We start from the raw sequence: 26,625 nt of genomic DNA on the forward strand, positions 1-26,625 counted from the left end.
AGAATGCAGACCGTTTTAGCGAAAATCGTTGCCGATAAGGCCATCTGGGTGGAAGCCCGCAAGCAACAGCAGCCGCTTGCCCGTTTTCAGAATGACGTCGTCCCGAGCAGCCGTCGTTTCTATGACGCCCTGCAGGGTGCGCGCACCGCGTTTATTCTTGAGTGCAAAAAAGCGTCTCCGTCTAAAGGCGTTATCCGTGACGATTTCGACCCGGCGCGTATTGCCGGCATTTATAAGCATCATGCGTCCGCCATCTCCGTGCTGACGGATGAGAAATATTTTCAGGGCAGCTTCGATTTTCTGCCGATCGTCAGCGGCATCGCGCCGCAGCCGATCCTGTGCAAAGACTTTATCATTGACCCGTATCAGATCTGGCTGGCGCGCTTTTACCAGGCTGACGCCTGCCTGCTGATGCTCTCGGTGCTTGACGACGAGCAGTATCGCCAGCTCTCTGCCGTCGCGCACAGCCTGAAAATGGGCGTGCTGACCGAAGTGAGTAATGAAGAGGAGCTGGAGCGCGCGATTGCGCTGGAAGCCAAAGTGGTAGGCATTAATAACCGCGATCTGCGTGACCTGTCCATTGACCTGAACCGCACGCGCCAGCTGGCGCCGCGTCTGGGTTCTGGCGTCACGGTGATCAGCGAATCCGGCATTAACAGCTACGCCCAGGTGCGCGAGCTGAGCCACTTCGCCAACGGTTTCCTGATTGGCTCCGCCATGATGGAACATGACGATCTCAATGCGGCAGTACGTCGCGTGCTGCTGGGTGAAAACAAAGTCTGCGGCTTAACCCGCGAACAGGACGCCCAGGCCGCGTATGAAGCCGGAGCGATTTATGGCGGGCTGATTTTTGTGGATTCCTCCCCTCGCGCGGTCAGCGAAGAGCAGGCGCGTAAGGTCATCGCCGCGGCTCCGCTCAGCTATGTTGGCGTGTTCCGCAATGCAGATATCGCAGAGGTGGTTGAAAAAGCCGACGCGTTATCCCTGAGCGCGGTGCAGCTTCACGGCGATGAAGATCAGGCCTATATCGATGCCCTTCGCGCCACGCTGGCGCCACAGGTACAGATCTGGAAAGCGCAACGCGTTGACGATACGTTGCCCCCGCGTAACCTGAACCACGTGGATAAATACGTCCTCGATAACGGCCAGGGCGGAACCGGCCAGCGTTTTGACTGGTCTCTGCTGAACGGCGAAACGCTGGACAACGTCCTGCTGGCGGGCGGATTAAGCCCGGATAACTGCGTAGAAGCCGCGAAAACCGGCTGCGCAGGCCTCGATTTCAATTCAGGCGTAGAGTCCCAGCCGGGTATTAAAGATGCCAGCAAACTGGCCTCGGTTTTTAAAACTCTGCGTGCATATTAAGGAAGAGAAGATGACGACATTACTTAACCCGTATTTTGGTGAGTTCGGCGGGATGTACGTCCCGCAAATCCTGATGCCCGCGCTGCGCCAGTTGGAAGAAGCGTTTGTGAGCGCGCAGAAGGATTCGGCGTTTCAGGCTGAATTTACCGACCTGCTGAAAAACTATGCAGGCCGCCCAACGGCCCTGACTAAATGCCGCAATCTGACGGAAGGCACGAAAACCACGCTGTATCTTAAGCGTGAAGACCTGCTGCACGGCGGCGCACACAAGACTAACCAGGTGCTGGGTCAGGCGCTGCTTGCGAAGCGTATGGGCAAAACCGAAATCATCGCCGAAACCGGCGCAGGCCAGCATGGCGTGGCCTCGGCGCTCGCCAGCGCCCTGCTCGGTCTGAAATGCCGCATCTATATGGGGGCGAAAGACGTTGAGCGTCAGTCTCCAAACGTATTCCGTATGCGTCTGATGGGTGCGGAAGTGATCCCGGTGCACAGCGGCTCCGCGACGCTGAAGGATGCCTGTAACGAAGCGCTGCGCGACTGGTCTGGCAGCTACGAAACCGCGCACTATATGCTCGGTACCGCAGCGGGCCCGCACCCGTTCCCGACCATCGTGCGTGAATTCCAGCGCATGATCGGGGAAGAGACCAAAGCGCAGATCCTCGAAAAAGAGGGGCGTCTGCCGGATGCGGTCATCGCCTGCGTCGGCGGCGGATCTAACGCCATCGGCATGTTCGCAGACTTTATCGACGACACCAGCGTGGGTCTGATTGGCGTCGAGCCTGCGGGTCACGGCATTGAATCGGGTGAACACGGCGCGCCGCTGAAGCATGGCCGCGTGGGGATCTACTTCGGCATGAAATCCCCGATGATGCAGACCGATGAAGGCCAGATTGAAGAGTCTTACTCTATCTCTGCCGGCCTCGACTTCCCGTCCGTCGGGCCGCAGCACGCCTATCTGAACAGCACCGGTCGTGCGGACTATGTCTCCATTACCGATGACGAAGCGCTGGAAGCGTTTAAAACGCTGTGCCGCAGCGAAGGGATCATCCCGGCGCTGGAGTCTTCACACGCTCTGGCCCATGCGCTGAAAATGATGAAAGACAATCCGGAAAAAGAACAACTGCTGGTGGTCAACCTTTCCGGACGCGGTGACAAAGATATCTTCACCGTTCACGATATTCTGAAAGCACGAGGGGAAATCTGATGGAACGCTACGATAACGTATTTGCAGAACTGAATTCCCGCCAGGAAGGCGCGTTCGTTCCCTTCGTCACCCTGGGCGATCCGGGCCCTGAACAGTCGTTGAAGATCATCGACACCCTGATTGAAGCTGGTGCCGATGCGCTGGAGCTGGGGATCCCGTTCTCTGACCCGCTGGCGGATGGCCCGACCATCCAGAATGCGACGCTGCGCGCATTTGCCTCAGGCGTTACGCCGACCCAGTGCTTCGAGATGCTGGCGGCGATCCGTCAAAAGCACCCCACTATCCCGATTGGCCTGCTGATGTACGCCAATCTGGTGTTCAACCGCGGTATCGATGAGTTTTACGCCGAGTGCGCCCGCGTGGGTGTCGACTCCGTTCTGGTCGCCGACGTGCCGGTTGAAGAGTCCGCGCCGTTCCGCCAGGCTGCGATGCGTCACAATGTCGCCCCTATTTTCATCTGCCCGCCAAACGCGGACGATGAGCTGCTGCGCCAGATTGCCTCTTACGGGCGCGGTTACACCTACCTGCTCTCCCGCGCAGGCGTGACCGGTGCCGAGAATAAAGCCGCATTGCCGCTGCATCATTTGGTGGAAAAGCTGGCCGAGTACCATGCTGCACCTCCGCTGCAGGGCTTCGGGATCTCCTCTCCGGAACAAGTCACCGCGGCGATTGACGCGAAGGCTGCGGGTGCCATTTCCGGCTCTGCGATTGTGAAGATCATCGAGAAGAACGTGGACAAGCCCGAGCAGATGCTGACCGAGCTGAAGGCGTTTGTAACCGCCATGAAGGCGGCGACGCGTAAAGCCTGACCCCTCCACCGTCTGGCATCCCTGCCAGACGGTTACCCTTTATTCCCCGGCATCAACAAAGGATGACGTTAAAATTGATCCTTTCGATATTTTCGGTGTGAATGGCTTTTCAAACCGTCGTGTAAGCGTATGATCTGGACTCTTTTTTATCTTTAATCCTTCTGAGTTCAAAGAATACCAAAAAACACAAATTTATTCTTTGATTCAATAAGATAAGACAACTTTTGGGCATGTTTCTTAATGAATTTTACGCTGTGTGAACGCAAGCATTTTCATACACTTACGCCTTAGTTTTGGAGAAGGTTTTTTTGACCGACTTTGCCATATTTCCCTGCAGTAAAATTTTTTATACATTGTGCACACATCCACCTCATAAATTATCGCTACCTGCTTTCTGTCCACACCGTTCGCAACCAGTTGGCCCGCATGCCCTGATTGAAAAAGCGAATAAACGGTGCGACATCCTGCCCTTGCGTCTTTCTGCCGGAGCACTGATCCACAACTAAGCGTGTGCGGTGTTGATAAGGGGTAATAAACTGTATTAGCTCAGACTTGATCTGACGGTTTTCACTGGCAGCACAGAATCAAATCTGACAGTCTGCTATTAGCGAGTAGCAAAAGTTGGTAATGCTAATCACCGTCAATGTGGACGTGATTTGTATGGACGCTTGTTAAAAATTGGTAAATAAAAATTGCCATAAAGCCTGTCTCTAGGGCGAGTTTAGGGCTTGTTTAATGGATGAGTATATCGGCAGGGTTGTAACGGTAGCGAAGAGAGAAATATATCCCGAAGATATTCGGAAATGTCATGATGAGCAATAATCAGTTGTAAATATCAAGATTAAATTTTATCTGAGACGGTGTCACGTTTATGAAAAGTGCCTGATTAACGTTCAGGCACAGTTTATTGCTTGTTTACTTATCTACAGGTGCAGTTGAGAAGCTGTAATGAGAAAATTTCCACTCACCGTCTTTTTGTTTATCGAGAATAAAAAGCTCCTTGAATGCTGCCTTTTCCGCAGGCTTATCGCTTCCATTAATTTTAACTGTGCCATTAGAATGGCTGCGTAATAAGGCTGTATGCTCATTCAGCAATTTTACTTCATCAACGTTAAATTTTAGTTTCAATGAGATTTCTTTAAGCGTATTTTTGTAAGATTCCTCTATTTTTTCTCTACCCACTGAAGATGGCGCATCAGGAGCCATCAGAACGCCTCCTGGCGTGTACAGGTTTGTGATTTTTGATGTGTCAGATTTATTTAATGCCTCCTCATACGCCGAAAGTGTTGTTATGATTTTTTTCTCATCTTGGTTATCCTGGGCTTGTGCCAGGCATGGAACAAGAGCGGAAACTAACAGAGTGCAAACAATATGTTTTTTGAGAGATTTCATTATTTATTCCGGTTAGCATGTATGATTTTTAAAATTTAGACATTAACTTGGCTATATGGATTTACTGACCTGAGTATATTTCCAGTTGAATTTTCTGGGCAAGTAATGTCGGTTACTTAACTAAGTAACCGAAGGAAATATTAAAGCATATAATAATTCTAAATATATCAATGGATTACCAATCCCATTACTGCCTAATTCTTTGAAAAGGCCTCTCTGAACAAGAGACCTTCTCGTGTTACATCAGAGCTGCACCCATGCAGGGGCAACTACCGTTCCCTTACCTAGGAAAAAGGCGAAATGAATATTCATCTCCCCGACTGGTTCGATGAAGCGACTGTTAGATAATGGACCTGACTCAACTGGCTCAAAACCAATGGATTCGGCTATATCTGCAACAGTGCGTTTGGCAATCGAATTGTCTCCAGCGATAAAAACCTGCAGTTTTTTTCCTTTGCGCACTTCTGATGACAGCAATGAGGAGAAAATGGTATTGAAGGCTTTAACAACCTTTGCTCCGGGGGCAAGTTTCTGAATTTCTTCCGCCGCTGAAGTTGTTAAACCTACAGTAAGTTCTTTGTAGTCAGCACTCACCGGGTTAGTAATATCAATTATCACTTTTCCGGTCAGATCGCCGGCTTGCGCGATGACCTCTTTAATTGAGGCATACGGCAGAGCCAGAACGATTGTCTCGGCCGATTTTGCTGCGGTAGCGACAGAACCGCTCTGTGCCCCCTGTCCAATCTGTTTTGCCAGTGCGTCGGCTTTATTCAGATCACGTGCCCCAATGAATGTCTCATGACCGGCTGCGACCAGCGCCGATGCAAGTCCTGACCCCATTTTACCCGTTCCGATAACTGCAACTTTCATCGTTATTTCCTCTAGGATGTGTACTTTCAGCTATTAAACACTTGAAACATTCAGTGATAAATGAGCATATTGAAAAGACACTTGAAAACAGGAGTTTTTAATGGATCGGCTAAAAAGCATGGCTGTATTTGTTAAAGTTGTTGAATATGGTTCGTTTTCTTCAGCAGGTGAAGCCATGACAATGTCTTCGCAACTGGTTGGAAAACATATCCAGAGTCTTGAACAGCACCTCGGAACGAGCCTTATCAACCGTACTACGCGCAGGCAACATCTGACCGATGCTGGTCGTGTTTTCTATGAGCGAGTCAAAGTCATTCTGTCTGAAGTGGAGTCTGCTGAGAGTCTGGTGGCAATACGTCAGGGGGTGCCGAGAGGGTTGTTGCGTGTGAATGCACCGGTTTCATTCGGCATCCATGCACTATCCAAATCACTTCCTGATTATCTGATGCAAAATCCGGATGTTTCTGTGGACATGTCCCTCAGTAACCGCAATGTTGATATCATTGAAGAAGGCTTTGATATTGCCTTTCGTGTTGGCGAACTTCCGGACAGCGGGCTGGTTGCACGACAGCTTTCACCTTACCGGTTAATACTAAGCGCAGCCCCCTCATATTTTAATAACCGACAGAAGCCTCGACATCCAGATGATCTCAGGATGTATGAATGCCTTAGTTTTTCATTTACTGAGCAGCGTACGAAATGGACTTTTATGGGGCCTGAAGGCTTGATTGTAGTACCTGTTAATGGGAGACTGATGATAGATACTGGTGAGGCATTATTAAATGCCGCACGGGCAGGGCTGGGCCTGCTGTATCAACCTGAAGAGCTGGTTAAAGATGACCTGAATAATGGTCAGTTAATTGAGGTGCTTCCTGATTATCCTATTCCCGTACGTCCTTTTCATATTTTGTATGCACCGGATCGTCGTATGACCCCAAAATTACGCAGCTTTATAGATTTCGTTATGGAGAGATTTGGTCCTGATACGAAGAAAAGTAAACCGCATAAATAGAGAATGCAGAAATGCATTATTTGATTATACTGAAAAGGTAACTCATGTATAAAAGAACATACTCACCTTTGCTTTTTCACATTAATTAACATATGAATGTTGTTCTGCATATCCAGATTATAAATGTAACATCGCGTTAAAAGTTGTTTCTATACCATCGACCTGGCAGTACAGATCTGACAGTAAGGAATTAAACATGAAATCATCAAATGAAAATCGCGTCATCACTATGCCATGCCACCCCTGCCAGCTGCTGGGGCATGACTACCATTTTAAAAATTCTGTCGAGGGTTTCCCTGATTCAATACAGGCTTTTGAAAATCTGATAATTAATTCATTCACTACCAGTGATTCCGTGCGTTTGACCTGGTGGGAAGCCGGTGAAGGTAGCCCATTAGTTTTTGTTCCAGGCTGGTCATCTAATGGTACAGATTACTTCTATATTATCTGGCTCCTCAGTAAGAAGTATCGTGTATATGTACTGGACCACCGAAATCAGGGACTTTCAGCACATTCCCATTATGGAACCCGGGTATCCCGTTATGCTCAGGATCTTAACGAATTCCTTATTCACATTAATGCTCAAAATGTGTATCTGTGTGGTCATTCCATGGGTGCATCAATTCTGTGGAGTTACATAGATAGTTATGGCACTACAGGTATAAAAAAACTGGCTCTTGTTGACCAGGCTCCTGCATTATTTGTACGACAGAACTGGACCGAGAATGAACGTCTTCAGACCGGTGCCTTCTGCAGATCGGCTGAATTGATGATAGATATGTTTTCAGGAAAAGCTTCATTCAATAAAATGGTTGTAAACACGAAGCTTCCGGAATTATTAAGCCTTATGGATTCTCCTTTTTATGAGAATGTCAGGGAATTTGGAAAAACTATAATATCCACTGAATTAGCCACCATGATAGCTGTTCTGTGGGATCATATACATCAGGACTGGCGAGATGTGATATCCACGAAAATCAATGTCCCCACTGCTATTTTTACAGGTGAGAATAGTGACTGGCTTGATAGCCAGAAGTGGATTCACTCCGTTTTACCAGGTTCAGTTCTACATATTTATGATAAAATTGCTTTCGGTGACCATAACTTAATGATGAAAAATCCGCAGAAATTCTCTGATGATCTGGATCGTTTTCTTTCAACACAGTAGGGTCGTTTCTGTCATCTCGTCATTATAACAGCGACGTTCTGATCTCTCGTTACCATCAATAAGGTGTGCAAAAATACTTCGGGATTTTGCTGTTACCCAACAGGCTCCTGCAAGCAGGAGCCTGTTAATTATGCCCTAAAAGGCTTCTCAGCAGGCAAACCACTGTCACGATAGTTCAGGATTTAACTCTTAAATCAGATTAGTTCAGCCGGAATCAATAGAGTGAACATTCTTTAATAACGCTGCACCCGGGATATTCGGGCTAATCTTCCTCAATAACTCTGTCCTTGCCGGCATGCCATGCAAAGTACGCCTGAAAAAATGTTATCAGAAGCATACAAATCAGTGCGACGTTCCAGCTCTGAGAATGCCCCCGGATGATACCTGCAAGATAGGGACCACACGCACCTATTAGATACCCAATGCATTGTGCCTTACCAGATAACTGACCGGCCTGGCTGTGCTCACGTGTTCTCAGACCAAACAGAGTAAGACACGTCACCATCGACATTCCTGCACCCACGCCAGCAAATAACAGCCATAATGCGGACAAAACAGGGACAAGCAAGATCCCAGCGACTCCGACAGAAATGAACAATGAACATGCCAGCCCCAGCAGTCGCTGATCTTTAAGCCGCGAAATAAACGCAGCAGTGGACAGATTGGCGATTACAGCAACAGCCTGATACAAGAACAGATGATACCCTGCCGTGGATGGATTCACACCATACTCAGCTGCCATTGAGGGATACCAGTCAATAAGAGTGTAAAAAACCATAGTGTGCAGAGCCATAAACATCGAAACCTGCCAGGCTATAGCACTGCGCCATACAGAACCGGCCCCCGCAACCGTTGTTTTAGCGGTTTTACCAGCTTCATTCTTAGTACCAGTACAAACCCTAATCCAGACCAGCAAGCCAAGAACCGCAGGTACCACCCATATACCAACTGACATTCGCCACCCTGCGCTACTTTGTTCTGACAAGGGTGCTGCAATCCCGCTGGAGAATGCTGCGGTCAGCGCCATGGTGGCGGCATAGAGCCCAATGCACCGTGCGGTATGCGAAGGGAAATCTCTTTTAACCAAAGGGACTACCAGCACGTTTGCGATGGCAATACCAAGACCGATAACAAACGTACCCAACCATAATCCGGATAACCCCATCAATGAACGAATCAGGCATCCTGCAGCGATGAGAAAAAGTGCAGCTAAAAGTGCTTTCTCAAGGCCTACTTTACGGGTAAGTGTTGGTGCAAATGGTGAGGCAAGCGCAAAAATAAGTAATGGGAGCGCATTAAGTAGACCTGTTGCAGAACCGGATAAGTTAAAAGAAGCGGCAATTTCCTGAAGCACTGGACCCAGTGCGGTAATTGGCGCCCGCAGATTGGATGCAATTAACAGCACCCCTAGAAAGGTTAAGGAGTAGAGGGTATTTTTAGCAAGTGGGGTTTTAGCAGATACGACGGACATACAAAGTCAACCTGTCAAATGCGATACTTCGAGAAGCTCACATGTGGTGCGTTGGTTGACGTTAACGCTTACGCAATTCGGTTCTCCGAAATGTCTGCGCAAGAGGTTACCGTTTCACAGACTTACTGTCAACCGCATCTGATATGTAATCTGCCATAACGTAAAATATTAAGCATTACAAAAGTGGTGACCAGAAACTTAATATCCATATTCAATGCAGGCTAGAAGGTGTTAAGATATCTTCATTGTATTTTGTGTCAATTTTCAATATGTACTCATCCACTGAATAACCGCATAACCTGCACGGTTACATGTTGTTCTTCAGCGGATAAGTATTGGCATCGCAGTGCTCTTACGTGTTTTCAGTTCTGAAAATGGCCTTCAGAAACATTATCCCTTCCTTAAGAGCCTTTTCACCATCAGGATTAACATCCTTATCCTTATAAAACTGAATAAATCCATGATGATGATTTTTATACACTGAAAGATGAGCGTCAACTCCCGCCCGGGCAAGACTTTCTGCATAGGCAATGTTCTCATCGCACAGAGGATCAAGATCGCCAACTTGTATTAATACAGGGGGAAGGTGCTGCTTATTACCCCTTGCCGGAGATATCCGGGGGTCACACGGACTCATTCCAAACGGAACATAAGCAGCATAAACAGTTTCATTGATTTGTCTGGTAGGGAAGTTTGTCTCACCGAGTCTAGCCCAGGATTTGGTCTCCATCCGGTAGTCAAGACATGGGTACATAAGCCATTGTGCCACCAGTTCAGGTCCTCCTGAATCTCTTAACTGCATGGCCAGTACGGTAGCAAGATTCCCGCCGGCACTGTCTCCGGCAATTGCAATTCTTGAGGTATCTGCACCAATTTCAGACCCATGCACAGAAACCCATTTTAGGGATGCGCGAATATCGTCAAGTCCAGACGGGAAGGGATTTTCCGGAGCAAGCCGGTAATCAATTGCCAGGACAAGCGCTGCGGAACCATTAGCAATACTTCGTGTTAAAACGTCATGAGTATCAAAATCTCCGGATACAAACCCGCCACCATGAATGAAGAGAACCACCGGTAATTGTACCTCGTCCTTTTTTATCCCTGCAGGCACATATAGGCGCGCCGGGATTTCCCTGTCGGGATTTGTGGCTTTGATACGAAGCGTTCTGATTTCCGATACTGCATCTGCCACACCCGTCTGGGTAATTTTCTCCCGGTATTCATTGCGCATTTCCTCAGCAAACCTGAATAAATCTTGTTTTTGTTCTTTCATATTGTCACGACCTAATTTGATTAAAACTCGATTGCCAGACAAGGCAACATAATTTATGAATTTTCATGTGTTCGACACTCTAGCAGCAGGGCCATTTTTTTAGTCAAGGCTCTGGTGAAATTTATGATTTGTCGAGTTAAAACGTTTTATCTGCTTAACAGAATGGTAAGGGAAACAAATAAAAACTATGACATATAGTCAAATCCAGAAAAAGTGGAGTTGTGTTTCAAGAATTGAAACGAGGAGTTTATAATAGTCCGGACTGAAGCCATTTTTAGACACATATCTGTATACCTGCCGTTGCAGGATGCATTCTCTGACGGTTGTGGTTAATCACACCACAATTATTAGTTTGCTACAAATTTGACATGTATCAGATAGAAGCGTATTTCCCGGTTACCTGGGGTAAACCAGAAAACAGGCCTGACACGATCTGCTTTGTCGTTAAGAAAAGTGGAGCATTATTCACAGACTGATATGATTCAAAAGCCCTACGACCATCATATGCCTTATTTTTGTGGTCGGATGCTTGACGTCATCCTTAAGGTATATCGCATAATGTTTTTTGCGTACTGTCTGATCCCGTTTTTCAGCCACCATCCACGTTTTGTCTTCTGTCATGCTACTTCACTATATCTGTCAAGAATCGTTTGTCTGTAACAATACTCCTCCTCGATTGCCCTTCTGGCACCAGTCTTTCGTTTATTCTCCTGAGATCCGAAAATCGTCAAACAGGCTACCAGAGCAACGGTGTAAGCACACCCGTTTTAGTTCCACAACTTCCGCTTTTGGCACAGAGCGGACTGTCAGCCCAGGTTAAGCTCTGTGCAGTAACAGTGCCAGATCACGTTTGAGCTAATACAAATAACCCCCTTGTACTATTACACTTCAGGCGGCGACGGCCAGCTGATCTCCTGATCATTTGTGAACACCAGGCGGTTTAGTTTCACCCGGTAGGACTTCCACGCCATCAGTTGATCCGCTTCCACTTTTGTGGCAATACCCAAATCGCTGGCATCCTGGAGTGGTGCAATTTTTTCCCCTGCAGCGGCGATCAATTCTGAACGATGGGCTTCCGCCTGGTCGATTTTTTCCTGCCGGGTAAACTCGCGTGGAATTATTCTTTCGCCGTTCCACATCCATTCACCGTAAATATTCAGGCCATCCGGCACATCGGCGATATTGACCTCAGTTACCGAAAGATTCAACGGATAAAGGCGTGACGCGTCAGCATGGTATGATCGGATTACCCCTTTATCATCAAAACAAATTTTCAGCGTATCAGGCTGGAAGCGGGTCAAATGTAGATACCAGTCCAGACCATCTTCTGTTTGAAGATAGATCGCCCGAATCATCAGGTCATAATATTCAGGTGTGTAAATCGTTAAATTTTTAAGTGTTAATGCCATACCATGTGTCCTATGCAGTGTGACCAATGACCATCCAGCCGACAGTCGGAACATATTTCTGAATTGGGCGGTAAAATAAGGTATCGTTTACAGGTTCGTTACCCTCGGCGTTGTAACCAGTAAGGACACATCCAGCAGGCGCGCGCTGCCATGCATTTTTAGCAATGATGAATGACCCCTCGGCACCCAGCGCGACATCAGTGATGAAATTTGACTGCACCCAGTTAATTTCCGCCTTCGCCCTAAGCCGCCCAGTTAGCCAGTTTGACAGCCAACCGCCCCATACAGAGCCGTAGAGATTCCCGTCATAGCTCAGTCTCGCTCCATTCGGGCCCCACAAGATGTCACCGGTACGGGAGATAACAAAATCTCCGCCCCCCTCGTTACCGTTATTAAGACGAAGATCGGAATTACGGTCTTTATAAATATATGCTCTCGGGGTGCCATCTTTATTTTGAAAAATAATATGCTGACGGTCGTCACTCTCGATGAAAACACTTGTATTCGACGTAATTGAATTTGCAGTAATTCCCGCAGGAGCCTTAACTACATTATCTGTACATCGAGCAAAGCAAAACGGGGGCCCGCATTGCATTGCCGCTGAACCTTCGTTGTGAAGCCATTGGCTTATCTCTGGAGGATGTAATACGGAAGTGTAGGGATAGGTTTGTCAGCCCCTACTTTTTGCACGGGAAGATGAAAACTAAGGCGAAACCTGTGAATCTCATTTTGGTTTCTAAAGAGTTTGCCGCGGCACGTGATGCAGCCGGTATCGTACCGCCTGCAGGAAAAACACCAACAACATTTCACGAACAGCGTTCATTGTCCGAAAGACTTTACCGCGCCCAGGGGATCGATACGAAAATTATGCTGGGCCATAAAACACAGTCAACCACTGACAGATACAACGACGATCGCGGGAAGGAATGGACCAAACTTGCAATTTAATTTTTCGCTGCGGTGCTCTTAGGGATCGGATTAATTACTGATGGAGGTCATAAAAAAGGTAGGTATTTTGGAGAAAAGTTTTGGAGAGGTTTTGGAGAAGGGAAAAAGGGTATATATTCCAGTCCTTTAAACCAACATACACCTTCTGAGTTCAGAGGCTTATTCATGTCATGGCAATCCTTCAAACAGGCTTACCTGGTTAAGTTCTGGTCACCGGTTCCGGCCGTTATCGCGGCAGGCATTCTCTCTACTTATTATTTTGGCATTACCGGTACCTTCTGGGCCGTGACCGGCGAGTTCACCCGCTGGGGTGGACAGCTGCTGCAGCTCGCAGGCGTGCACGCCGAAGAGTGGGGATACTTTAAGCTCATCCACCTCGACGGTACGCCGCTCACCCGTATTGACGGGATGATGATCATCGGCATGTTCGGCGGCTGCTTCGCTGCCGCGCTGTGGGCAAACAACGTTAAGTTGCGTATGCCCAAAAGCCGGATCCGCATTGTGCAGGCGGTTGTCGGCGGCATGATTGCCGGATTCGGCGCGCGTCTGGCGATGGGGTGTAACCTTGCCGCCTTCTTTACCGGGATCCCGCAGTTCTCGCTTCACGCCTGGTTCTTTGCCGTCGCCACGGCCATCGGCTCTTACTTTGGCGCAAAATTCACCCTGCTGCCGCTGTTTCGTATTCCAGTGAAAATGACAAAAGTCAGCGCAGCATCTCCGTTAACCCAGAAGCCCTCTCAGGCCCGCCGCCGTTTCCGCCTCGGGATGCTGGTCTTTTTCGCCATGGTGGCATGGGCGCTCTGCACCGCCCTGAACCAACCTAAGCTCGGTCTGGCGATGCTGTTCGGTGTGGGTTTTGGTCTGCTCATTGAACGCGCGCAGATCTGCTTCACCTCCGCGTTTCGCGATATGTGGATCACCGGGCGCACGATGATGGCGAAGGCGATTCTCGCCGGGATGGCGGTCAGCGCCATCGGCATCTTCAGCTATGTTCAACTGGGCGTCGAACCAAAAATCATGTGGGCCGGTCCTAACGCGGTCATTGGCGGCCTGCTGTTCGGCTTCGGGATCGTGCTGGCTGGCGGGTGTGAAACCGGCTGGATGTATCGCGCCGTCGAAGGCCAGGTGCACTACTGGTGGGTGGGACTGGGAAATGTGATTGGCTCGACAATCCTGGCGTACTACTGGGATGACGTGTCTCCCGTCCTGGCCACCAACTGGGACAAGGTCAACCTGCTGAATACCTTCGGGCCTCTCGGCGGCCTGCTCGTCACCTACGCCCTGCTGTTGGTCGCTTTTTTACTGGTCGTCGCACAGGAGAGACGTTTCTTCCGCCGTGCGAGCGTTAAAACAGAAACGCAGGAGAATGCAGCATGAAAGAGATTGTGCCTGATTATCGTCTGGATATGGTTGGCGAGCCCTGTCCATATCCGGCGGTGGCTACGCTTGAAGCGCTGCCGCAGCTTAAGAAAGGTGAAATTCTGGAGGTGGTCAGCGACTGCCCGCAGTCCATCAACAACATACCGCTGGATGCGAAAAACCACGGTTATACGGTGCTGGATATCCAGCAGGATGGCCCAACCATTCGCTATCTGATTCAAAAATGATCGTTAAGGGCCTCGTCAGGGGCCTTTATCGTATTGAATTATAAGACATCTTGATCCACGGCAAAAACGTGATTTTTGACTTAAGTAAAATCTCATTTCCCTTTTGAAGGAGGTTTTCGCGGTTTGATGTATTTACGAGCTTTACTGGTTTTCGCCTTATTGATTCCCTTCCATGCGCTGTCCCTGAATTTCTCTTCTACCTTCCTGCGCCTGAATTGTCCGCAACGAGGACTTGTCGAGGTTATTCTGCACGTCTATGACCACACTCAGGAACGGTGGCGCGGTCATTTTGAAACCGGCGCGGGACACAAACGTGCGGGTGATACCGAAATTATCCCGTTTGCCAACGGCGATATTCTCTTCCATTCCCTGTCCAGCGACGCTTTCAGCTATTTATATGATGGGGAAACGCTCCTGAGGCAGTGCGTAAAGCTTGATGAGCGGCCGGTTTATCCGTCGTTTTGATGTGAACAAAGCAAACTGGCCACCCTGTGGCCAGTTTGACAGGGGATCAGAAACGATAACCCGCAGAGAACATAAACACCCACGGATCCAGGCGAGTATTGATACTTTGCTGCTGGCCGCCCGCCTTGAAGCGTACGTCCGTATCAATATCCATATACCAGACCGAGGCGTTGATCAGCCAGTCGCGGTTAATCAGGTAATCCAGACCGACCTGTCCCGCCATGCCCCACGAATCTTTCAGGCTGAGGTCCGTCAGACCCGCCTCTTTACCGGTATCGTTGAATTTCTCATCAAAGAAGGTGGTGTAGTTCACACCGGCGCCAATATATGGACGCACCTTGCTGCTTGAGTCGCCAAAGTACCATTGCGCCATCAGCGTTGGCGGTAAATGGTGAACCGTGGCGATATCACCGGTTGGTCCTAAACCGACGCGATGACGGAACGGCGTTGCGGCCAGAAGCTCAACGCCCACGTTATCCGTCGCCATCCAGGTAAAGGTTAAACCTAACTGGGTGTTATTACTGACGTTAAAACCGCCCATTCCCAGCACGTTATCCGATCCTTCAGTTGGGCGAACCGTAGCCGAACCGGCACGAATAAAGAATTCGCCTGCTTCATGCGCATACGCGCCGCCAGAGAGACTGCTTAATACAAGGGCTGCCACCGCTAATTTTTTCATATCCGCTCCATCGTTGTGGTTTTAATCGCGGATGAGAATATACTCACAAAAGGGTAATAAGTGATCTGCCACAGATCACATTAAAACCAGTAACTTAACATTCATTGATCTGGATTAATTTTTTGTTACGCATCCAAAACCAGTAAGTTGTTTCCATGTCAATTTTTGGCATTTCACGGTTACAAAATTTTCCCTTTTCCCCCTCTTGCTCTTCCTCTGGCGGCTGGATAATTTATCGCTCTCACAAGTTGATTTGATGCGTTCTTCTTTTGCAGGTGTGCCATGAGTGATATTAACCCGTGCATGACGTGCGGAGCCTGTTGTGCGTATTTTCGAGTCTCTTTCTACTGGGCCGAAGCCAGCGATGGCGGCGGTACCGTTCCGGTTCATCTTACCGAGCCGTTAACCCCCTTTCTGCGCTGCATGAGCGGCACGAACCAAAAGCAGGCCCGCTGTGTGGCGCTACAGGGTGAGCCTGGGGTCGCGACCCGCTGTTCCATCTATGAGGATCGCCCCAGCCCGTGCCGGGAATTTGCCATGTCGGGGGAAGATGGGCAGGTCAACGAAGCCTGTAACCGCGCCCGCGCCCGCGTTGGATTACCGCCGCTTTACAAAGATATGCTTTTCCATACAAGCCTTGATGCTGCCACAGCAGGTGCATCCGGTGTACAATTGCCGGCTAATTAACACCTGCAATACTCAAGGAGAGTGCATGTCTATCACGGCGAAGTCTGTCTACCGTGACACGGGAAACTTTTTCCGCAATCAGTTCATTACCTTTTTACTGATCGCGTTGCTTTGCGCCTTTATCACGGTGGTGCTGGGTCATGCGTTCTCACCGAGTGAAGAACAGATTGCCAGCCTGAGCCAGGGCGACCATCTTGCGGGTAGCGTGGGGTTGTTTGAGCTGGTGCAAAACATGACGCCGGAGCAGCAGCAAATTCTGCTGCGCGCTTCTGCCGCGTCCACGTTCTCAGGCCTGATTGGTAATGCGGTTCTGGCAGGAGGCGTTTTGCTGATGATTCAGTTGGTATCAGCGGGTCACCGGGTCAGCGCCTTACGGGCGATTGGTGCCAGCGCGCCGGTTTTACCTAAGCTGTTTATCCTGATCTTTTTGACCACCCTGCTGGTGCAGATGGGGATTATGCTGGTTGTGGTGCCGGGGGTATTACTGGCTATCGTGCTCTCATTTGCCCCGGTGATGGTCGTGCAGGATAAAATGGGTATTTTTACCGCGATGCGCAACAGCATCAGACTGGCATGGGCTAATATGCGTCTGGTGGCGCCCGCCGTGATCGGCTGGCTGCTGGCCAAAACGCTGCTGTTATTGTTTGCGCCGAATTTTGCGGTATTAACGCCTAATGTTGGCGCCGTGGTGGCGAATACGCTGAGCAATCTCATTTCAGCGGTACTGCTCGTCTATCTGTTCCGCCTGTATATGTTAATTCGTCAGTAATCCCGAGGCGGGGGGCATCGCTGTCTCCCGCCCCGCTCAGAAGATGGAATCACAGAATGAAGCAGTTTCTTGATTTTTTACCACTCGCGGTGTTTTTCGCTGTCTATAAGTTGTACGACATTTTTGCTGCAACAAAAGCATTAATCGTTGTGACCGCCGTTGTGCTGATCTATAGCTGGATTCGCTATCGCAAAGTCGAAAAAATGGCGCTTATTACGTTCATCCTAGTGGCGGTGTTCGGTGGATTGACCATTGCCTTGCATGATGTTGAATTTATTAAGTGGAAGGTGACTGTTATTTATGCATTGTTTGCAGCAGCATTACTGTTCAGTCAATGGTTCATGAAAAAGCCTCTTATCCAGAGCATGTTAGGTAAAGAACTCACGCTGCCGCAGGTAGTCTGGTCGCGTCTGAATACTGCCTGGGCAATCTTCTTTATTCTCTGCGGTCTCGCTAATATCTATATCGCCTTCTGGCTGCCGCAGGATATCTGGGTCAACTTTAAGGTCTTTGGCCTGACTGCGCTGACGCTTATCTTCACGCTGTTGAGCGGTGTATACATCTATCGTCATATGCCGCAGGACGACAACCACTGATTACTGACTGACCAGAACGTCAACGACGGGCGTTCTGGTCTATTCTCTCCGCACGCGAATCATAGTAGCATCCCGCCTGAAGTCTTCCGTTACGAGTTAAAACAATGACAACAACTAACGCCCCTCAGGGCGAACTGGTTTTACGCACACTGGCAATGCCCGCTGACACCAATGCCAATGGCGATATTTTTGGCGGCTGGCTGATGTCGCAGATGGATATGGGCGGCGCAATTCTGGCAAAAGAGATTGCCCACGGGCGCGTGGTCACCGTGCGAGTGGACGGCATGACCTTCCTGCGCCCGGTTGCGGTGGGTGATGTGGTTTGCTGCTACGCGCGCTGCGTGAAACGCGGTAATACCTCCATTTCCATCAACATCGAAGTCTGGGTGAAGAAAGTCTCTTCTGAGCCGATTGGGCAACGTTATAAGGCCACTGAAGCGCTGTTTATTTATGTCGCTGTGGACAGCGAGGGTAAACCTCGTCAACTTCCACAGGCCTGATCGACAGGCAAAAAAAAGCCTCCTTTCGGAGGCTTTTTTTATTCCATCTGCGCCCCGCCGTTCAGGCGGAAAACAATATTGACGATCAATCCGCTACCCGGCTTGCCTGGCTCATAGCGCCATCTGCGCATGGCAGATTTCACTTCGCGCTCAAACATATTAGAAGGTTGCGCAGATAAGATTTCCACGTTATCCACGCGGCCATCCGCAGTGACATCAAATTTCACCCGTACACGGCCTTCAATACGCAAGGCCTGAGCTCGCGCCGGATACTGAGGCTGATTGCGGCTTACGGCTCGCGGGCCCGCTGGCGCGGTAACCGTTGGCTTTGACGTCGTTGCCGTATTGTTCATCACCGGACGTGAAGGCGCTGCATTTTCGACCGGCTGGGTCGCGCGCGGTTCAACCGGACGTTCCTCGCGTTTCGGACGCTCCTCGACCTTCTTCACCGGCTTTGGCTTCGGCTTAGGTTTTGGCTTCGGTTCAGGTTTGTGGATCACCACCGGGGCTTCCTTCGGTGGCTCCGGAACGGGTTCGGGTTCGGGTTCTGGCTCCGGTTCAGCCACCGGCTGTGGCGGCGGAGGGGCAACCTGCGGCGGTTCAAGATCCGCTGGCGATACCATCGTCACGGAAATCGGCTGCGCGGGCGCGGGCATTTCAATAACCTGATGAACCGAGGTATACAGCAGACCCGCCACAACGGCACCGTGAATCACGACAGAAAGCAGCGTCGGCCAGGGAAAGCGGCGAGGTAAATCAAGGGTCATCGAAGTCATATTCATCAACGTTAAAAAACCGAACCCTGATTTTAAATGCAAATAGCAATCATATTCAATAAGACACTTTGCTCTGGCGCAATTTTAGCGCCTGAGAGGCCAAAAAAGGCGCATTCAGATCAGGGTATTAACATTGTTTTTATTTTACATTGCAGTCGTTTGCCCTTTCACATAACGTAACTGACACTTTTACCGGTTAAGGAGCTTCGCCGTGTTTTACGTGATTTACTCTGAAGATGTTGCTGATTCGCTCGAAAAACGCCAGTCTGTGCGCCCTGCGCATCTGGCACGTTTGCAGTTGCTTCAGGATGAAGGCCGATTACTGACCGCTGGCCCCATGCCCGCAGTAGACAGCAACGATCCGGGTGCTGCCGGTTTCGCCGGCTCCACGGTTATTGCTGAATTTGAATCCCAGGAAGCCGCTCAGGCCTGGGCTGACGCAGACCCGTACGTTGCAGCGGGTGTGTATGCAAAAGTGACGGTCAGACCGTACAAGAAAGTGTTCTGATACCAAAGCGGCTCCGAAAGGAGCCTTTTTTATGGCGGCGATTACGCGCCTCTGTACCGGGTAAACTGCTGCTCTGTAATCAGGCTCCCCCACTGGTCGCCTTCCCACTCTTTTACCAGCGTAAACCCAAACGACTCGTACAGACGCCGGGCGGCGGTCAGCTTATTGAACGTCCAGAGGTGCACGGCAGAAAAACCGACACTGTCGCAGAACCGCATCGCTTCATTCAGCAGTTTTTTCCCCACGCCCTGTCCCCGGCAGCCATCATCAAGAATAAACCAGCGAAGATGGGCTTCACCCGGCGCCAGATCCTCGCCATCGATTGCCACCGAGCCGACAATTTTATCGTTGAGCACTACCAGCCAAATCTGATTACAGGGCTTCTCCAGTCTTTCACTGAACTCGGCCAGCCCTGAAGCCACTTTAGCCTCGAAGAAGCGACCAAAGTTATGTTCGCGCGAATAATAGCTGCCATGCATCTCCGCGATACGGCCAATCATGCCGGGGATGTACCCCTGCACTATCTTCAGCTCGTCGGGCTGCATATCGCTGCCCGCCTCACGGCATGCCAGCAGCGCGTTGGCATAAAGGGAGAGCCCCTCAGAAATGGTCTGCTGCTGGGCAGGAGCAAGACGCTTTATTGCTGTGACCACGCGCTCATTGCTGAAGGCATTAATTTTGCTGACCGTCTCGTGACCTTTCGCGGTCAGCCTGAGGCTCTTCGCTCTCGCATCCTCAACAGAAATGACTTCCTCGAGTTCGCCTGCGGCAATCAGGCGAGCCAGCATCCGGCTGACGCTGGACTTTTCCAGGCCCAGCAGTTGCACCAGCTGGCTCGCCGTCATCTCTTTGCGTAGAGCAATTTCGACCAGAGTATGGACGGCAGAAGGCGAGTAATTCGTTGAGGCCAGGGTAGACCCCATAAAACCTAACTCTCGCACCATCAGGCGCGAGGAACGTCGAATAACACTGACTACCGGGGTTTCGCTGTGCATGTTGTGTCCTCATCACTTAGTTGTACTATACAACTAAATGGTGAGGGATTGTCAAACAGAATTAAAAAGGCTCCCGCAGGAGCTTTTTGAAATGCTTCAACATACTGAAATAAAGGGATTTATTTCAGAAAATGTCCACGTATTGACCACATCTAGATTGATAGCCCCGTAAAACGGGGCTTTTGATTTTCAAATCTCAATATACATATCAACAGGATCTGGTAAATAAAGTTCAATCATTTACCCATGAAAATACCATTACCCGGCGTCTTCATTTTTTCAAGCCATTGAGCGATGGTATTTTTATTAGCCTCTTCGATTTTATATCCTCGGGCTTGACAGTCAGAAAGCCCCCCGGGTGAGATGCCAGATGTTGTCACAATAAGTCCAGAACCTGCTTTTTCCCATTCCATATCAGCCCACAAAGCTTTTACCACTGTACGTTCGATTTTATCTTTGTATCGTTTACATTGGATAAGAATGAGTGGAGGATCACCTGCTTTTTTATTATTTTTCCAAACGCGGACATCGATTCCTCCATCATTGCGGCCTGGACCAAGCTCAACCTCATAACCTTCTCGGCTGAAATATTCAGCTGTTAGCCCCTCAAATTTTCGCCAATGCATCTCATTTAATTTGTCAGTGTTTCGTTGTAAATAATCAATGAATCTCTGGTCTATGAAGTTTCCATACTCACTCTCTAAAGATTCTGACTTGAATAAACCTTTAAGTTCTATTTCATCTTTCCAGTCCACTCGTCTTATTTGGCTAAGCCGACGATATAAATCATCTTCGTTACCAGTTATGATCTCCATGCTCATATTAAGACCAGTACGACCAAATCTTTCTGCGCAGGCAGTCATAAATGGAGTTGGGTCGAGAGTGCTACCTCCTTCACTGATAGTTTTTTTCATAGCAAGGTCAAAATGCATCACCCATAATTCCATAACCTCTTTAAATATCGCTGAAAGTTCTGGATCTGATTTGTACTTGTGTAAAAGGCGAATCGTACTGGAGATACATCCGGGAGTTTCAATACTACCTAATCGAAATAGAATATGAGCAAACATCTCATCAACATCTTCTGGATAAATTCGTATATATGCCTCATCACTTTTTGAGAGATAGTGCCTATATCCTGAGTCATCAGGAAAAAGTTCAATTATTTCATCTTTATCAAGGGCGAGTCCTGTTTTAAACCCAGCAGACTCTCCTAAAATTGATACTAATTCTATGTTTTTAAATGTAACCGCCATGATTTCCCTCTTCTCTTTCATGATTTTTATCACTACAGCTGAATTGTTTTATCAGTTCCAGTTTATAAAAGTACAGAAGAACCATTCAACAACATCCATAGAGTCTTTATAGAGTAAAACTTCACTTCGGATGAGGCTGATTTATGCATCACATCCAACGTATTTGTTGTTGTCCTGAAGCTGTCGGATGCGGCGGTGCTGGTTCAACCTTACCCGGCGATACGATAAAACGCTCGACTGTCTCAGTGGTGACAAACGTGGCGCTGCAGTTGATGTTTGTGCACTGGTGATACCGTTCTTTGGTCGTGTCGGTAAAATAGCGACTTGTGCGGGCGTGAGCGGCAAAATGGCATTTTGGACAGTGAAACATGTTGGGCACCTCATTTAATTTTCGATGCGCTAAATTTACTAAATTTATCCTTATACAACAAACAGTTAAAAACATATTACTGCGTTAATTCTTCGCTTTCGTACTCCACATCCGAAACCTTAACCTCAAGCTCTAAGCCCGTCGTGTAGCCGTTCCCGTTGAGGTTATGCACCACCCGGCTGATTATCCACGCCTGATCGACTATGACGCGTTTAAACCCTTTCACCGCGATTGGCGTTTCAGGAAATAAATCTGCCCGGCCAATAGCCAGCGAAATTGAAAACTCCGCGACACCTCGCTGCAGCTTGTCCCACTTCGCCTGAGCGGCGCGCATGGCCTGCGCCTTTGACGCGTAAATCGTCGTGAGCTCCAGCACTATGTCAGCCTCACCGGCCATTTACTCACCCTCGCGCGCTTCCTGCTCTTTTTTGGCTTTGGCCTTTGCCGGGGATTTGGTCGCTTTCGGATGCTGTAGCGCACGGAGGTGCTTCTCTTTAGGCTTACGCCTGAGCTTCACCTTTTGCTTTTGCGGCTTCGGGTCTTTGGTGTGCAGCCATTTTGCCGTAACGCCTGTATAGGCTTCCCGGTCAGCAATGGCAAACTGATGACGATCGCCGTCCCCGCGCTCAAGGGTCATCTGCGGAATGTGCTTCCCGCTGGCCGTCTTACCGCTCCCCGCTTTCAGGAATAACAGTTTCCCCGCTTTTACCGAAACCGCCGCACCGTTCCGGTCAGCCAGACGGGACAGAAACACCGCGTCGGATTCCTGCGACTGGTCAATGTGAGGCACTGCGACGGCTTTCAGCGTGTCGGCCACGCTGGCCGTCAGCTTATTGCGTGCCGCAATCGTCTCGACAATTTGCCCGAGCGTGGTGTCATGCCATGACTGTTCCCGGCGCGAGTTCAGCGACCCGCGAAAATCAGCGCTGCGCCCCCTGATGGTCAGCGTATCAGGCGTGCCCCTGTGCTCGATTTCGTCGACAGTGAACGTTCCTTTTTTTATCAGCGCGGAATCCTGCCAGCCTAACCACAGCGTCAACGTTGCTCCGCGCGGTGGCAAAGCTATCTGGCCGTCGGTGTCATCGAGCTCGATATCGAGCTGTTCGGCCTCGAATCCGCGATTATCGGTCATGGTCAGGCTGATAAGGCGGTCACTAAAATCCTGGGTGATATCGTCGTTATCGAGCTTGAGTATAAACGCCGGGGCAATCTTCGCCCCGGCCTGAATGTCCATTCGTGTAATCATCCTGCCAGCCCTCCCAGCCAGTCACCGGCAGACGTGACCAGATTGCCCGAACGCGCGCAGGCTCTGGCATGTCGACGCAAGAGCGGTAGCCACTTCCTGAGAATCAAGCCCCGGCACGCCGAGAATGCGCGGCTTAACGCCGGTGACGGTTTTCGCCGTTAACAGCGCTTTCAGCCCGGTGTATTTGCCGTTTTCGTCAGTCGTGCCGATGATGTTGGAAATGGTTTCTTTCTGCGCCGCTTACTCAGCACAATGTCGGCCTGCGGTGATACCAACTCGACACGCTGCACCCCCTCAACATGCAGCGTCGCATAAATGGATGACAGGCGGATATCACGCCCGAGGCGGTGCTGCGCACTGATATAGCTCTGAAGCCTCTGCTCCGATGCCTGCCTGATGGGCTCAGACTCGGGGCCGGGGTAAACGTAGATCGTCGCATCAATCTGGTACGGCACAATCTCGGCTGACTGGACGGTCACCCGGTCGGCCACCGGGCGAACATCTTCGGCGTTCAGTGCCTTTTCAACGATCGCCAGCAGTTCAGGGCTGGCGGTTCCGTCCCCCTCTCGGGATAACACGGTAATTGTCACGCATGCGGGTGAAGGACTCGTGACCGAGACGTCAGCGACCCGCCCGTCAGCGCTGCGGCCGTGATACTCATAGGCGCCGACCGGACCCGCGACGCTTAACCCTTCAAAAGCTTGTTGTGTGCGCAGCCGCAGGTCAGCATCTGATTCCATAACGGCAGGCGTTGGCGGTATGGTGGTTTCATCAGCCGGGGTGATGGTCAGGCGTTCGGTATTGTTGTTCCCGGCCACGACGTCGAGGTCGTTAGCGGTTGAATAAGCCAGCGTCACCGCCTTCGCGGCTTCGTTCACACGCTGACGCCATATAACTTCACGATAGGCGTTTTCCTGCAGCAGCTTCACAATCGGCTCTGATTCAAGTATGAGCGTCTGGGCAATGGCCTCCTGCTGGTCTTCTGGATAGAGTGAAATTAGCGTCGCAATGCGTTCGGCAAGAATGGTTTCAAAGTCCAGTTCTTCCACCACATAGGGAACGGGTAACTGATTCAGGTCAACGGTTGCCATAGTGATTAGCTCAGTGGAATGGTGATGGAAAATGGCTTGCCGCCGGTCGAACGGGTGCCGGTGATGTCGACATACAGCCCGCCGTCGGTCTCCGACCGTTCAAAGGTAATGGTCGAGAGGTCTACGCGTGGCTCCCGCTTCTGGATCGCGGAATAGCACGCGGCCATAATCTGCAGGCGCAGCACCGGGGTCTGCGGCTGGTCAATCATCTGCGACAGGAGCGAGCCATATTCACGACGCATGACGCGCGAGCCAACCGGCGTCACCAGAATGTCGCGCACGCTTTGCCGGATATGCTCAACCTCAAAGATACTGAGGCCGGTCCGGCTGTTCATTCCCAGATAACGCACCGTCATTGCGTCTCCTCAGTCCAGCTTCCGCCGCTCTGAACGTTGCCGTGTGCGTGGTTATCCACCTGCACGCCGTTTGATTTCAGTGTCCCGCCGGTGTGCTCGATGTTCCCGCTCATCGTCCCGCCTTTCTGCACTTCGAGCGTGCCGGTCGTCAGCTTGTTGGTGCATACCACCTCCGGCGTATCGAGCGTGATGCGGGTAGAGGCTTTCACCAGCACCACCGGCACGGTGGCCGTAATGGACTCATATGCGGTGACGTCAGCGGTTTTGATACCTGACACGGTGAGCGCCCCGTTTTCAGGTTCGTACTCGATGACCGCCCCGTCAGGAAAGGAAACATGAAGCGCATCAGGGGAGGCAGACGGCGCAGGATTGTCATCAGAGAAAATGCCCGGCAGCACAAAGGCCATATCGAGTTCCCCCCCGATCGCCAGTAAAAGCACCTGCTCGCCAACAGACGGAGCCTACCATACGCGCGAGCGACCGGCGCGACAGGTAAGCCAGTTCAGCCAGTTCAGCCAGGTGGTTTCCATCCCGCCGATCTTGACACGACATAGCCCTGCATCGGAATTGACATCAATGATCATTCCAATTCGAATCAAGTTACGTAGAACACGCATAATTTCATTGAGTTGAGTTTTCATATCTGCATAATGCGTGGTTTGGATAAAGTTTTGAAATCATCCAAGTCCGATGGACTAACATACAACAATCTAGATCTGGAGCAGAATATGGGTGTTTACTTCGCCAACTCAAGAATTAAGAGCTTCATCAATAATAAACTGTCCCAATTTGAATTAATGGCCTTACAAGATGAATTCGAAATAAAACTACTTAGAAACACCAAGTCCATACTTGAAACTATAAATTCATCCCCTGCAATATGGGATGAAAAATGCACCATCACCACAGAGTTATACATCCAAAAGTTCACAGAAACCTTAAGAGAGGACGCCAACAGAGAAAACTTAGAATTACTATTTTTTTATTGCCTAAACTTTTTACTGGAAGCAAATATAAAAACACAAGAACCGTTACTCCATCAATTAGATTTGATTATTGACTTCAGCATCAATGAACTTAACTCATTCCTCCCACAAACAAAAGTAGAAATAAAAAACAGCATTAACAAACTCCCTATCCTTATCACCAAAGAAAGCCTGAGCAACCCAAATTTAGAAATATATAAAAGCGCCCCTAATTTTTTAACCCAAGCGAAAACTGCAATAGAAGAATGGGACTCGAATTTCCAAGAGCGTGAAAAAACAATCATTAACCAAATAAATAAACTAGAAGAGCATAAGTCAGCGTTTAACTTTGTAGGGTTGTACAATGGATTCAACAACCTCAGCATTGAGAAAAAAAATGAGCTCAATTGGTCTAAAGCTTTTTTATTTATTCTGGGATTACTCGCTATATTACCAATAACCACCGAAGCAATTTACCTCATATATTACGCACCTGAATTAACCCTAGATAAAATCGCCATTCGGTCCATTCCAGTTATCTCAATAACATTTATTCTGATATACTACTTCAAAATAGCATTATCAAGCTTTAATTCTATACGAGCACAGATGACTCAAATAGAGCTTAGAAAAAGCCTCTGCGCCTTCATTCAAAACTACGCAGAATACGCCAAAGAAATCAAAACAAATAACACAGACATCCTTAAGAAATTTGAAGAAATCATATTCTCAAACATAATGACAAGTGACGAGAAAATACCATCAACATTTGACGGAATTGAACAAATTGCATCTTTAATTTCGGCAGTAAAACCCAAATAAAAAGGTGGGGTTAACCCCA

At 49.4% G+C, this 26,625-nt stretch carries 27 protein-coding genes and 5 pseudogenes; 14 read left to right on the forward strand and 18 right to left on the reverse strand.

Features of this window, described 5'->3' with window-relative positions; translation table 11 throughout:
* Positions 1-3: 3 nt before the first annotated feature.
* Genes trpCF through trpA form a run of 3 tightly spaced genes read left to right on the forward strand, consistent with a single transcriptional unit; the run spans position 4 to position 3,375 of the window.
* Positions 4-1,362, forward strand: coding sequence for a bifunctional indole-3-glycerol-phosphate synthase TrpC/phosphoribosylanthranilate isomerase TrpF (trpCF, locus tag ACMWJS_RS06015; protein ID WP_414746792.1), 1,359 nt, complete (start codon positions 4-6; stop codon positions 1,360-1,362).
* A gap of 10 nt (positions 1,363-1,372) precedes the next feature.
* Positions 1,373-2,566: a tryptophan synthase subunit beta gene (gene trpB / locus ACMWJS_RS06020; RefSeq protein WP_414746793.1), complete on the forward strand. Its 1,194-nt coding sequence runs from the start codon at positions 1,373-1,375 to the stop codon at positions 2,564-2,566.
* A complete protein-coding gene (gene trpA, locus ACMWJS_RS06025) occupies positions 2,566-3,375 on the forward strand; it encodes a tryptophan synthase subunit alpha (RefSeq protein WP_414746794.1) in 810 nt (269 codons plus the stop codon). Before trpB ends, trpA begins: the two co-directional genes overlap by 1 nt.
* Positions 3,376-3,714: 339 nt before the next feature.
* On the opposite strand, the pseudogene ACMWJS_RS06030 reads toward trpA, so the two are convergent.
* From ACMWJS_RS06030 to ACMWJS_RS06040, 3 genes and pseudogenes are all read right to left on the reverse strand, one after another.
* A pseudogene (locus ACMWJS_RS06030) lies at positions 3,715-3,807 on the reverse strand (DNA-invertase); the annotation flags it as partial.
* A 483-nt stretch (positions 3,808-4,290) separates the two neighbouring features.
* Positions 4,291-4,767 carry a nuclear transport factor 2 family protein gene (locus ACMWJS_RS06035; RefSeq protein ID WP_334754979.1) on the reverse strand — a complete coding sequence of 159 codons (477 nt, stop codon included), beginning with the start codon at positions 4,765-4,767 and terminating at the stop codon, positions 4,291-4,293.
* A gap of 243 nt (positions 4,768-5,010) precedes the next feature.
* Entirely contained in the window at positions 5,011-5,637 is a 627-nt protein-coding gene (locus ACMWJS_RS06040; RefSeq protein WP_334754980.1) for an NADPH-dependent F420 reductase, read from the reverse strand.
* Between the two features lie 100 nt (positions 5,638-5,737).
* Here ACMWJS_RS06040 and ACMWJS_RS06045 point away from each other — a divergent pair, with 100 nt between their 5' ends.
* Positions 5,738-6,649 carry a LysR family transcriptional regulator gene (locus ACMWJS_RS06045; protein WP_334754981.1) on the forward strand — a complete coding sequence of 304 codons (912 nt, stop codon included), beginning with the start codon at positions 5,738-5,740 and terminating at the stop codon, positions 6,647-6,649.
* Positions 6,650-6,845: 196 nt separating this feature from the next.
* Positions 6,846-7,817, forward strand: coding sequence for an alpha/beta hydrolase (locus ACMWJS_RS06050; protein WP_334754982.1), 972 nt, complete (start codon positions 6,846-6,848; stop codon positions 7,815-7,817).
* A gap of 262 nt (positions 7,818-8,079) precedes the next feature.
* Here ACMWJS_RS06050 and ACMWJS_RS06055 read toward each other — a convergent pair whose 3' ends face one another.
* The 4 genes from ACMWJS_RS06055 to ACMWJS_RS06070 form a co-directional block, all read right to left on the reverse strand.
* Positions 8,080-9,288, reverse strand: a complete 1,209-nt coding sequence (locus ACMWJS_RS06055) for an MFS transporter (protein ID WP_334754983.1) — start codon at positions 9,286-9,288, stop codon at positions 8,080-8,082.
* A 352-nt stretch (positions 9,289-9,640) separates the two neighbouring features.
* Positions 9,641-10,561, reverse strand: a complete 921-nt coding sequence (locus ACMWJS_RS06060; protein ID WP_334754984.1) for an alpha/beta hydrolase — start codon at positions 10,559-10,561, stop codon at positions 9,641-9,643.
* A gap of 881 nt (positions 10,562-11,442) precedes the next feature.
* Positions 11,443-11,970, reverse strand: a complete 528-nt coding sequence (locus tag ACMWJS_RS06065; protein ID WP_334754985.1) for a tail fiber assembly protein — start codon at positions 11,968-11,970, stop codon at positions 11,443-11,445.
* Between the two features lie 10 nt (positions 11,971-11,980).
* On the reverse strand, positions 11,981-12,565 hold the full coding sequence (locus tag ACMWJS_RS06070) for a hypothetical protein (protein ID WP_334754986.1): 585 nt from the start codon (positions 12,563-12,565) through the stop codon (positions 11,981-11,983).
* Between ACMWJS_RS06070 and ACMWJS_RS06075 the strand changes: the two are divergent.
* The 3 genes and pseudogenes from ACMWJS_RS06075 to yedF form a co-directional block, all read left to right on the forward strand.
* Positions 12,523-12,918 (forward strand): annotated as a pseudogene (locus ACMWJS_RS06075) (tyrosine-type recombinase/integrase); the annotation flags it as partial. The gene ACMWJS_RS06070 and the pseudogene ACMWJS_RS06075 overlap by 43 nt on opposite strands.
* Before the next feature lie 165 nt (positions 12,919-13,083).
* Positions 13,084-14,295: a selenium metabolism membrane protein YedE/FdhT gene (gene yedE, locus ACMWJS_RS06080; RefSeq protein WP_414746795.1), complete on the forward strand. Its 1,212-nt coding sequence runs from the start codon at positions 13,084-13,086 to the stop codon at positions 14,293-14,295.
* Positions 14,292-14,525, forward strand: a complete 234-nt coding sequence (gene yedF / locus ACMWJS_RS06085; RefSeq protein ID WP_003856774.1) for a sulfurtransferase-like selenium metabolism protein YedF — start codon at positions 14,292-14,294, stop codon at positions 14,523-14,525. Before yedE ends, yedF begins: the two co-directional genes overlap by 4 nt.
* Positions 14,526-14,681: 156 nt before the next feature.
* On the opposite strand, the gene ACMWJS_RS06090 is transcribed toward yedF, so the two are convergent.
* Both ACMWJS_RS06090 and ompW read right to left on the reverse strand, forming a co-directional pair.
* Entirely contained in the window at positions 14,682-14,891 is a 210-nt protein-coding gene (locus tag ACMWJS_RS06090) for a hypothetical protein (protein WP_223539077.1), read from the reverse strand.
* Positions 14,892-15,036: 145 nt separating this feature from the next.
* Positions 15,037-15,669, reverse strand: coding sequence for an outer membrane protein OmpW (gene ompW, locus ACMWJS_RS06095; protein ID WP_032674934.1), 633 nt, complete (start codon positions 15,667-15,669; stop codon positions 15,037-15,039).
* A 282-nt stretch (positions 15,670-15,951) separates the two neighbouring features.
* Between ompW and ACMWJS_RS06100 the strand changes: the two genes are divergently transcribed.
* The 4 genes from ACMWJS_RS06100 (at position 15,952) to yciA (ending at position 18,221) form a co-directional block, all read left to right on the forward strand.
* On the forward strand, positions 15,952-16,356 hold the full coding sequence (locus ACMWJS_RS06100) for a YkgJ family cysteine cluster protein (RefSeq protein ID WP_032674935.1): 405 nt from the start codon (positions 15,952-15,954) through the stop codon (positions 16,354-16,356).
* A gap of 25 nt (positions 16,357-16,381) precedes the next feature.
* On the forward strand, positions 16,382-17,125 hold the full coding sequence (locus tag ACMWJS_RS06105) for a YciC family protein (RefSeq protein WP_045908900.1): 744 nt from the start codon (positions 16,382-16,384) through the stop codon (positions 17,123-17,125).
* A 56-nt stretch (positions 17,126-17,181) separates the two neighbouring features.
* Positions 17,182-17,721 carry a septation protein A gene (locus ACMWJS_RS06110; protein ID WP_028018783.1) on the forward strand — a complete coding sequence of 180 codons (540 nt, stop codon included), beginning with the start codon at positions 17,182-17,184 and terminating at the stop codon, positions 17,719-17,721.
* Positions 17,722-17,825: 104 nt separating this feature from the next.
* Positions 17,826-18,221, forward strand: coding sequence for an acyl-CoA thioester hydrolase YciA (gene yciA, locus ACMWJS_RS06115; protein ID WP_008502796.1), 396 nt, complete (start codon positions 17,826-17,828; stop codon positions 18,219-18,221).
* 38 nt (positions 18,222-18,259) lie between these two features.
* On the opposite strand, the gene tonB is transcribed toward yciA, so the two are convergent.
* Entirely contained in the window at positions 18,260-18,988 is a 729-nt protein-coding gene (gene tonB / locus ACMWJS_RS06120) for a TonB system transport protein TonB (protein WP_414746920.1), read from the reverse strand.
* A gap of 220 nt (positions 18,989-19,208) precedes the next feature.
* Here tonB and ACMWJS_RS06125 point away from each other — a divergent pair, with 220 nt between their 5' ends.
* Positions 19,209-19,505, forward strand: coding sequence for a YciI family protein (locus tag ACMWJS_RS06125; RefSeq protein WP_023327637.1), 297 nt, complete (start codon positions 19,209-19,211; stop codon positions 19,503-19,505).
* 41 nt (positions 19,506-19,546) lie between these two features.
* Here ACMWJS_RS06125 and ACMWJS_RS06130 read toward each other — a convergent pair whose 3' ends face one another.
* The 8 genes and pseudogenes from ACMWJS_RS06130 to ACMWJS_RS06165 form a co-directional block, all read right to left on the reverse strand.
* Positions 19,547-20,500, reverse strand: a complete 954-nt coding sequence (locus tag ACMWJS_RS06130; RefSeq protein WP_414746796.1) for a helix-turn-helix domain-containing GNAT family N-acetyltransferase — start codon at positions 20,498-20,500, stop codon at positions 19,547-19,549.
* A gap of 236 nt (positions 20,501-20,736) precedes the next feature.
* On the reverse strand, positions 20,737-21,756 hold the full coding sequence (locus ACMWJS_RS06135) for a restriction endonuclease (protein ID WP_414746797.1): 1,020 nt from the start codon (positions 21,754-21,756) through the stop codon (positions 20,737-20,739).
* A gap of 148 nt (positions 21,757-21,904) precedes the next feature.
* Positions 21,905-22,126 (reverse strand): DNA-binding transcriptional regulator, encoded by a 222-nt coding sequence (locus ACMWJS_RS06140; RefSeq protein ID WP_414746798.1) that lies wholly within the window; start codon positions 22,124-22,126, stop codon positions 21,905-21,907.
* A 76-nt stretch (positions 22,127-22,202) separates the two neighbouring features.
* Positions 22,203-23,372 (reverse strand): annotated as a pseudogene (locus ACMWJS_RS06145) (phage late control D family protein).
* 45 nt (positions 23,373-23,417) lie between these two features.
* A pseudogene (locus ACMWJS_RS06150) lies at positions 23,418-23,609 on the reverse strand (phage tail protein); the annotation flags it as partial.
* Positions 23,543-24,463, reverse strand: coding sequence for a baseplate assembly protein (locus ACMWJS_RS06155; protein ID WP_414746799.1), 921 nt, complete (start codon positions 24,461-24,463; stop codon positions 23,543-23,545). The pseudogene ACMWJS_RS06150 and the gene ACMWJS_RS06155, both read right to left, overlap by 67 nt.
* A 5-nt stretch (positions 24,464-24,468) precedes the next feature.
* A complete protein-coding gene (locus ACMWJS_RS06160) occupies positions 24,469-24,819 on the reverse strand; it encodes a GPW/gp25 family protein (protein WP_414746800.1) in 351 nt (116 codons plus the stop codon).
* Positions 24,816-25,460: pseudogene (locus ACMWJS_RS06165) on the reverse strand (phage baseplate assembly protein V). Before ACMWJS_RS06165 ends, ACMWJS_RS06160 begins: the two are co-directional and overlap by 4 nt.
* Positions 25,461-25,547: 87 nt before the next feature.
* On the opposite strand from ACMWJS_RS06165, the gene ACMWJS_RS06170 reads away from it, so the two are divergent.
* Entirely contained in the window at positions 25,548-26,606 is a 1,059-nt protein-coding gene (locus ACMWJS_RS06170) for a hypothetical protein (protein ID WP_414746801.1), read from the forward strand.
* Positions 26,607-26,625 lie beyond the last annotated feature (19 nt).

The sequence above is a fragment of the Enterobacter sp. HK-058-C-ECC genome, assembly GCF_047531125.1.
GTDB lineage: Bacteria > Pseudomonadota > Gammaproteobacteria > Enterobacterales > Enterobacteriaceae > Enterobacter > Enterobacter quasiroggenkampii.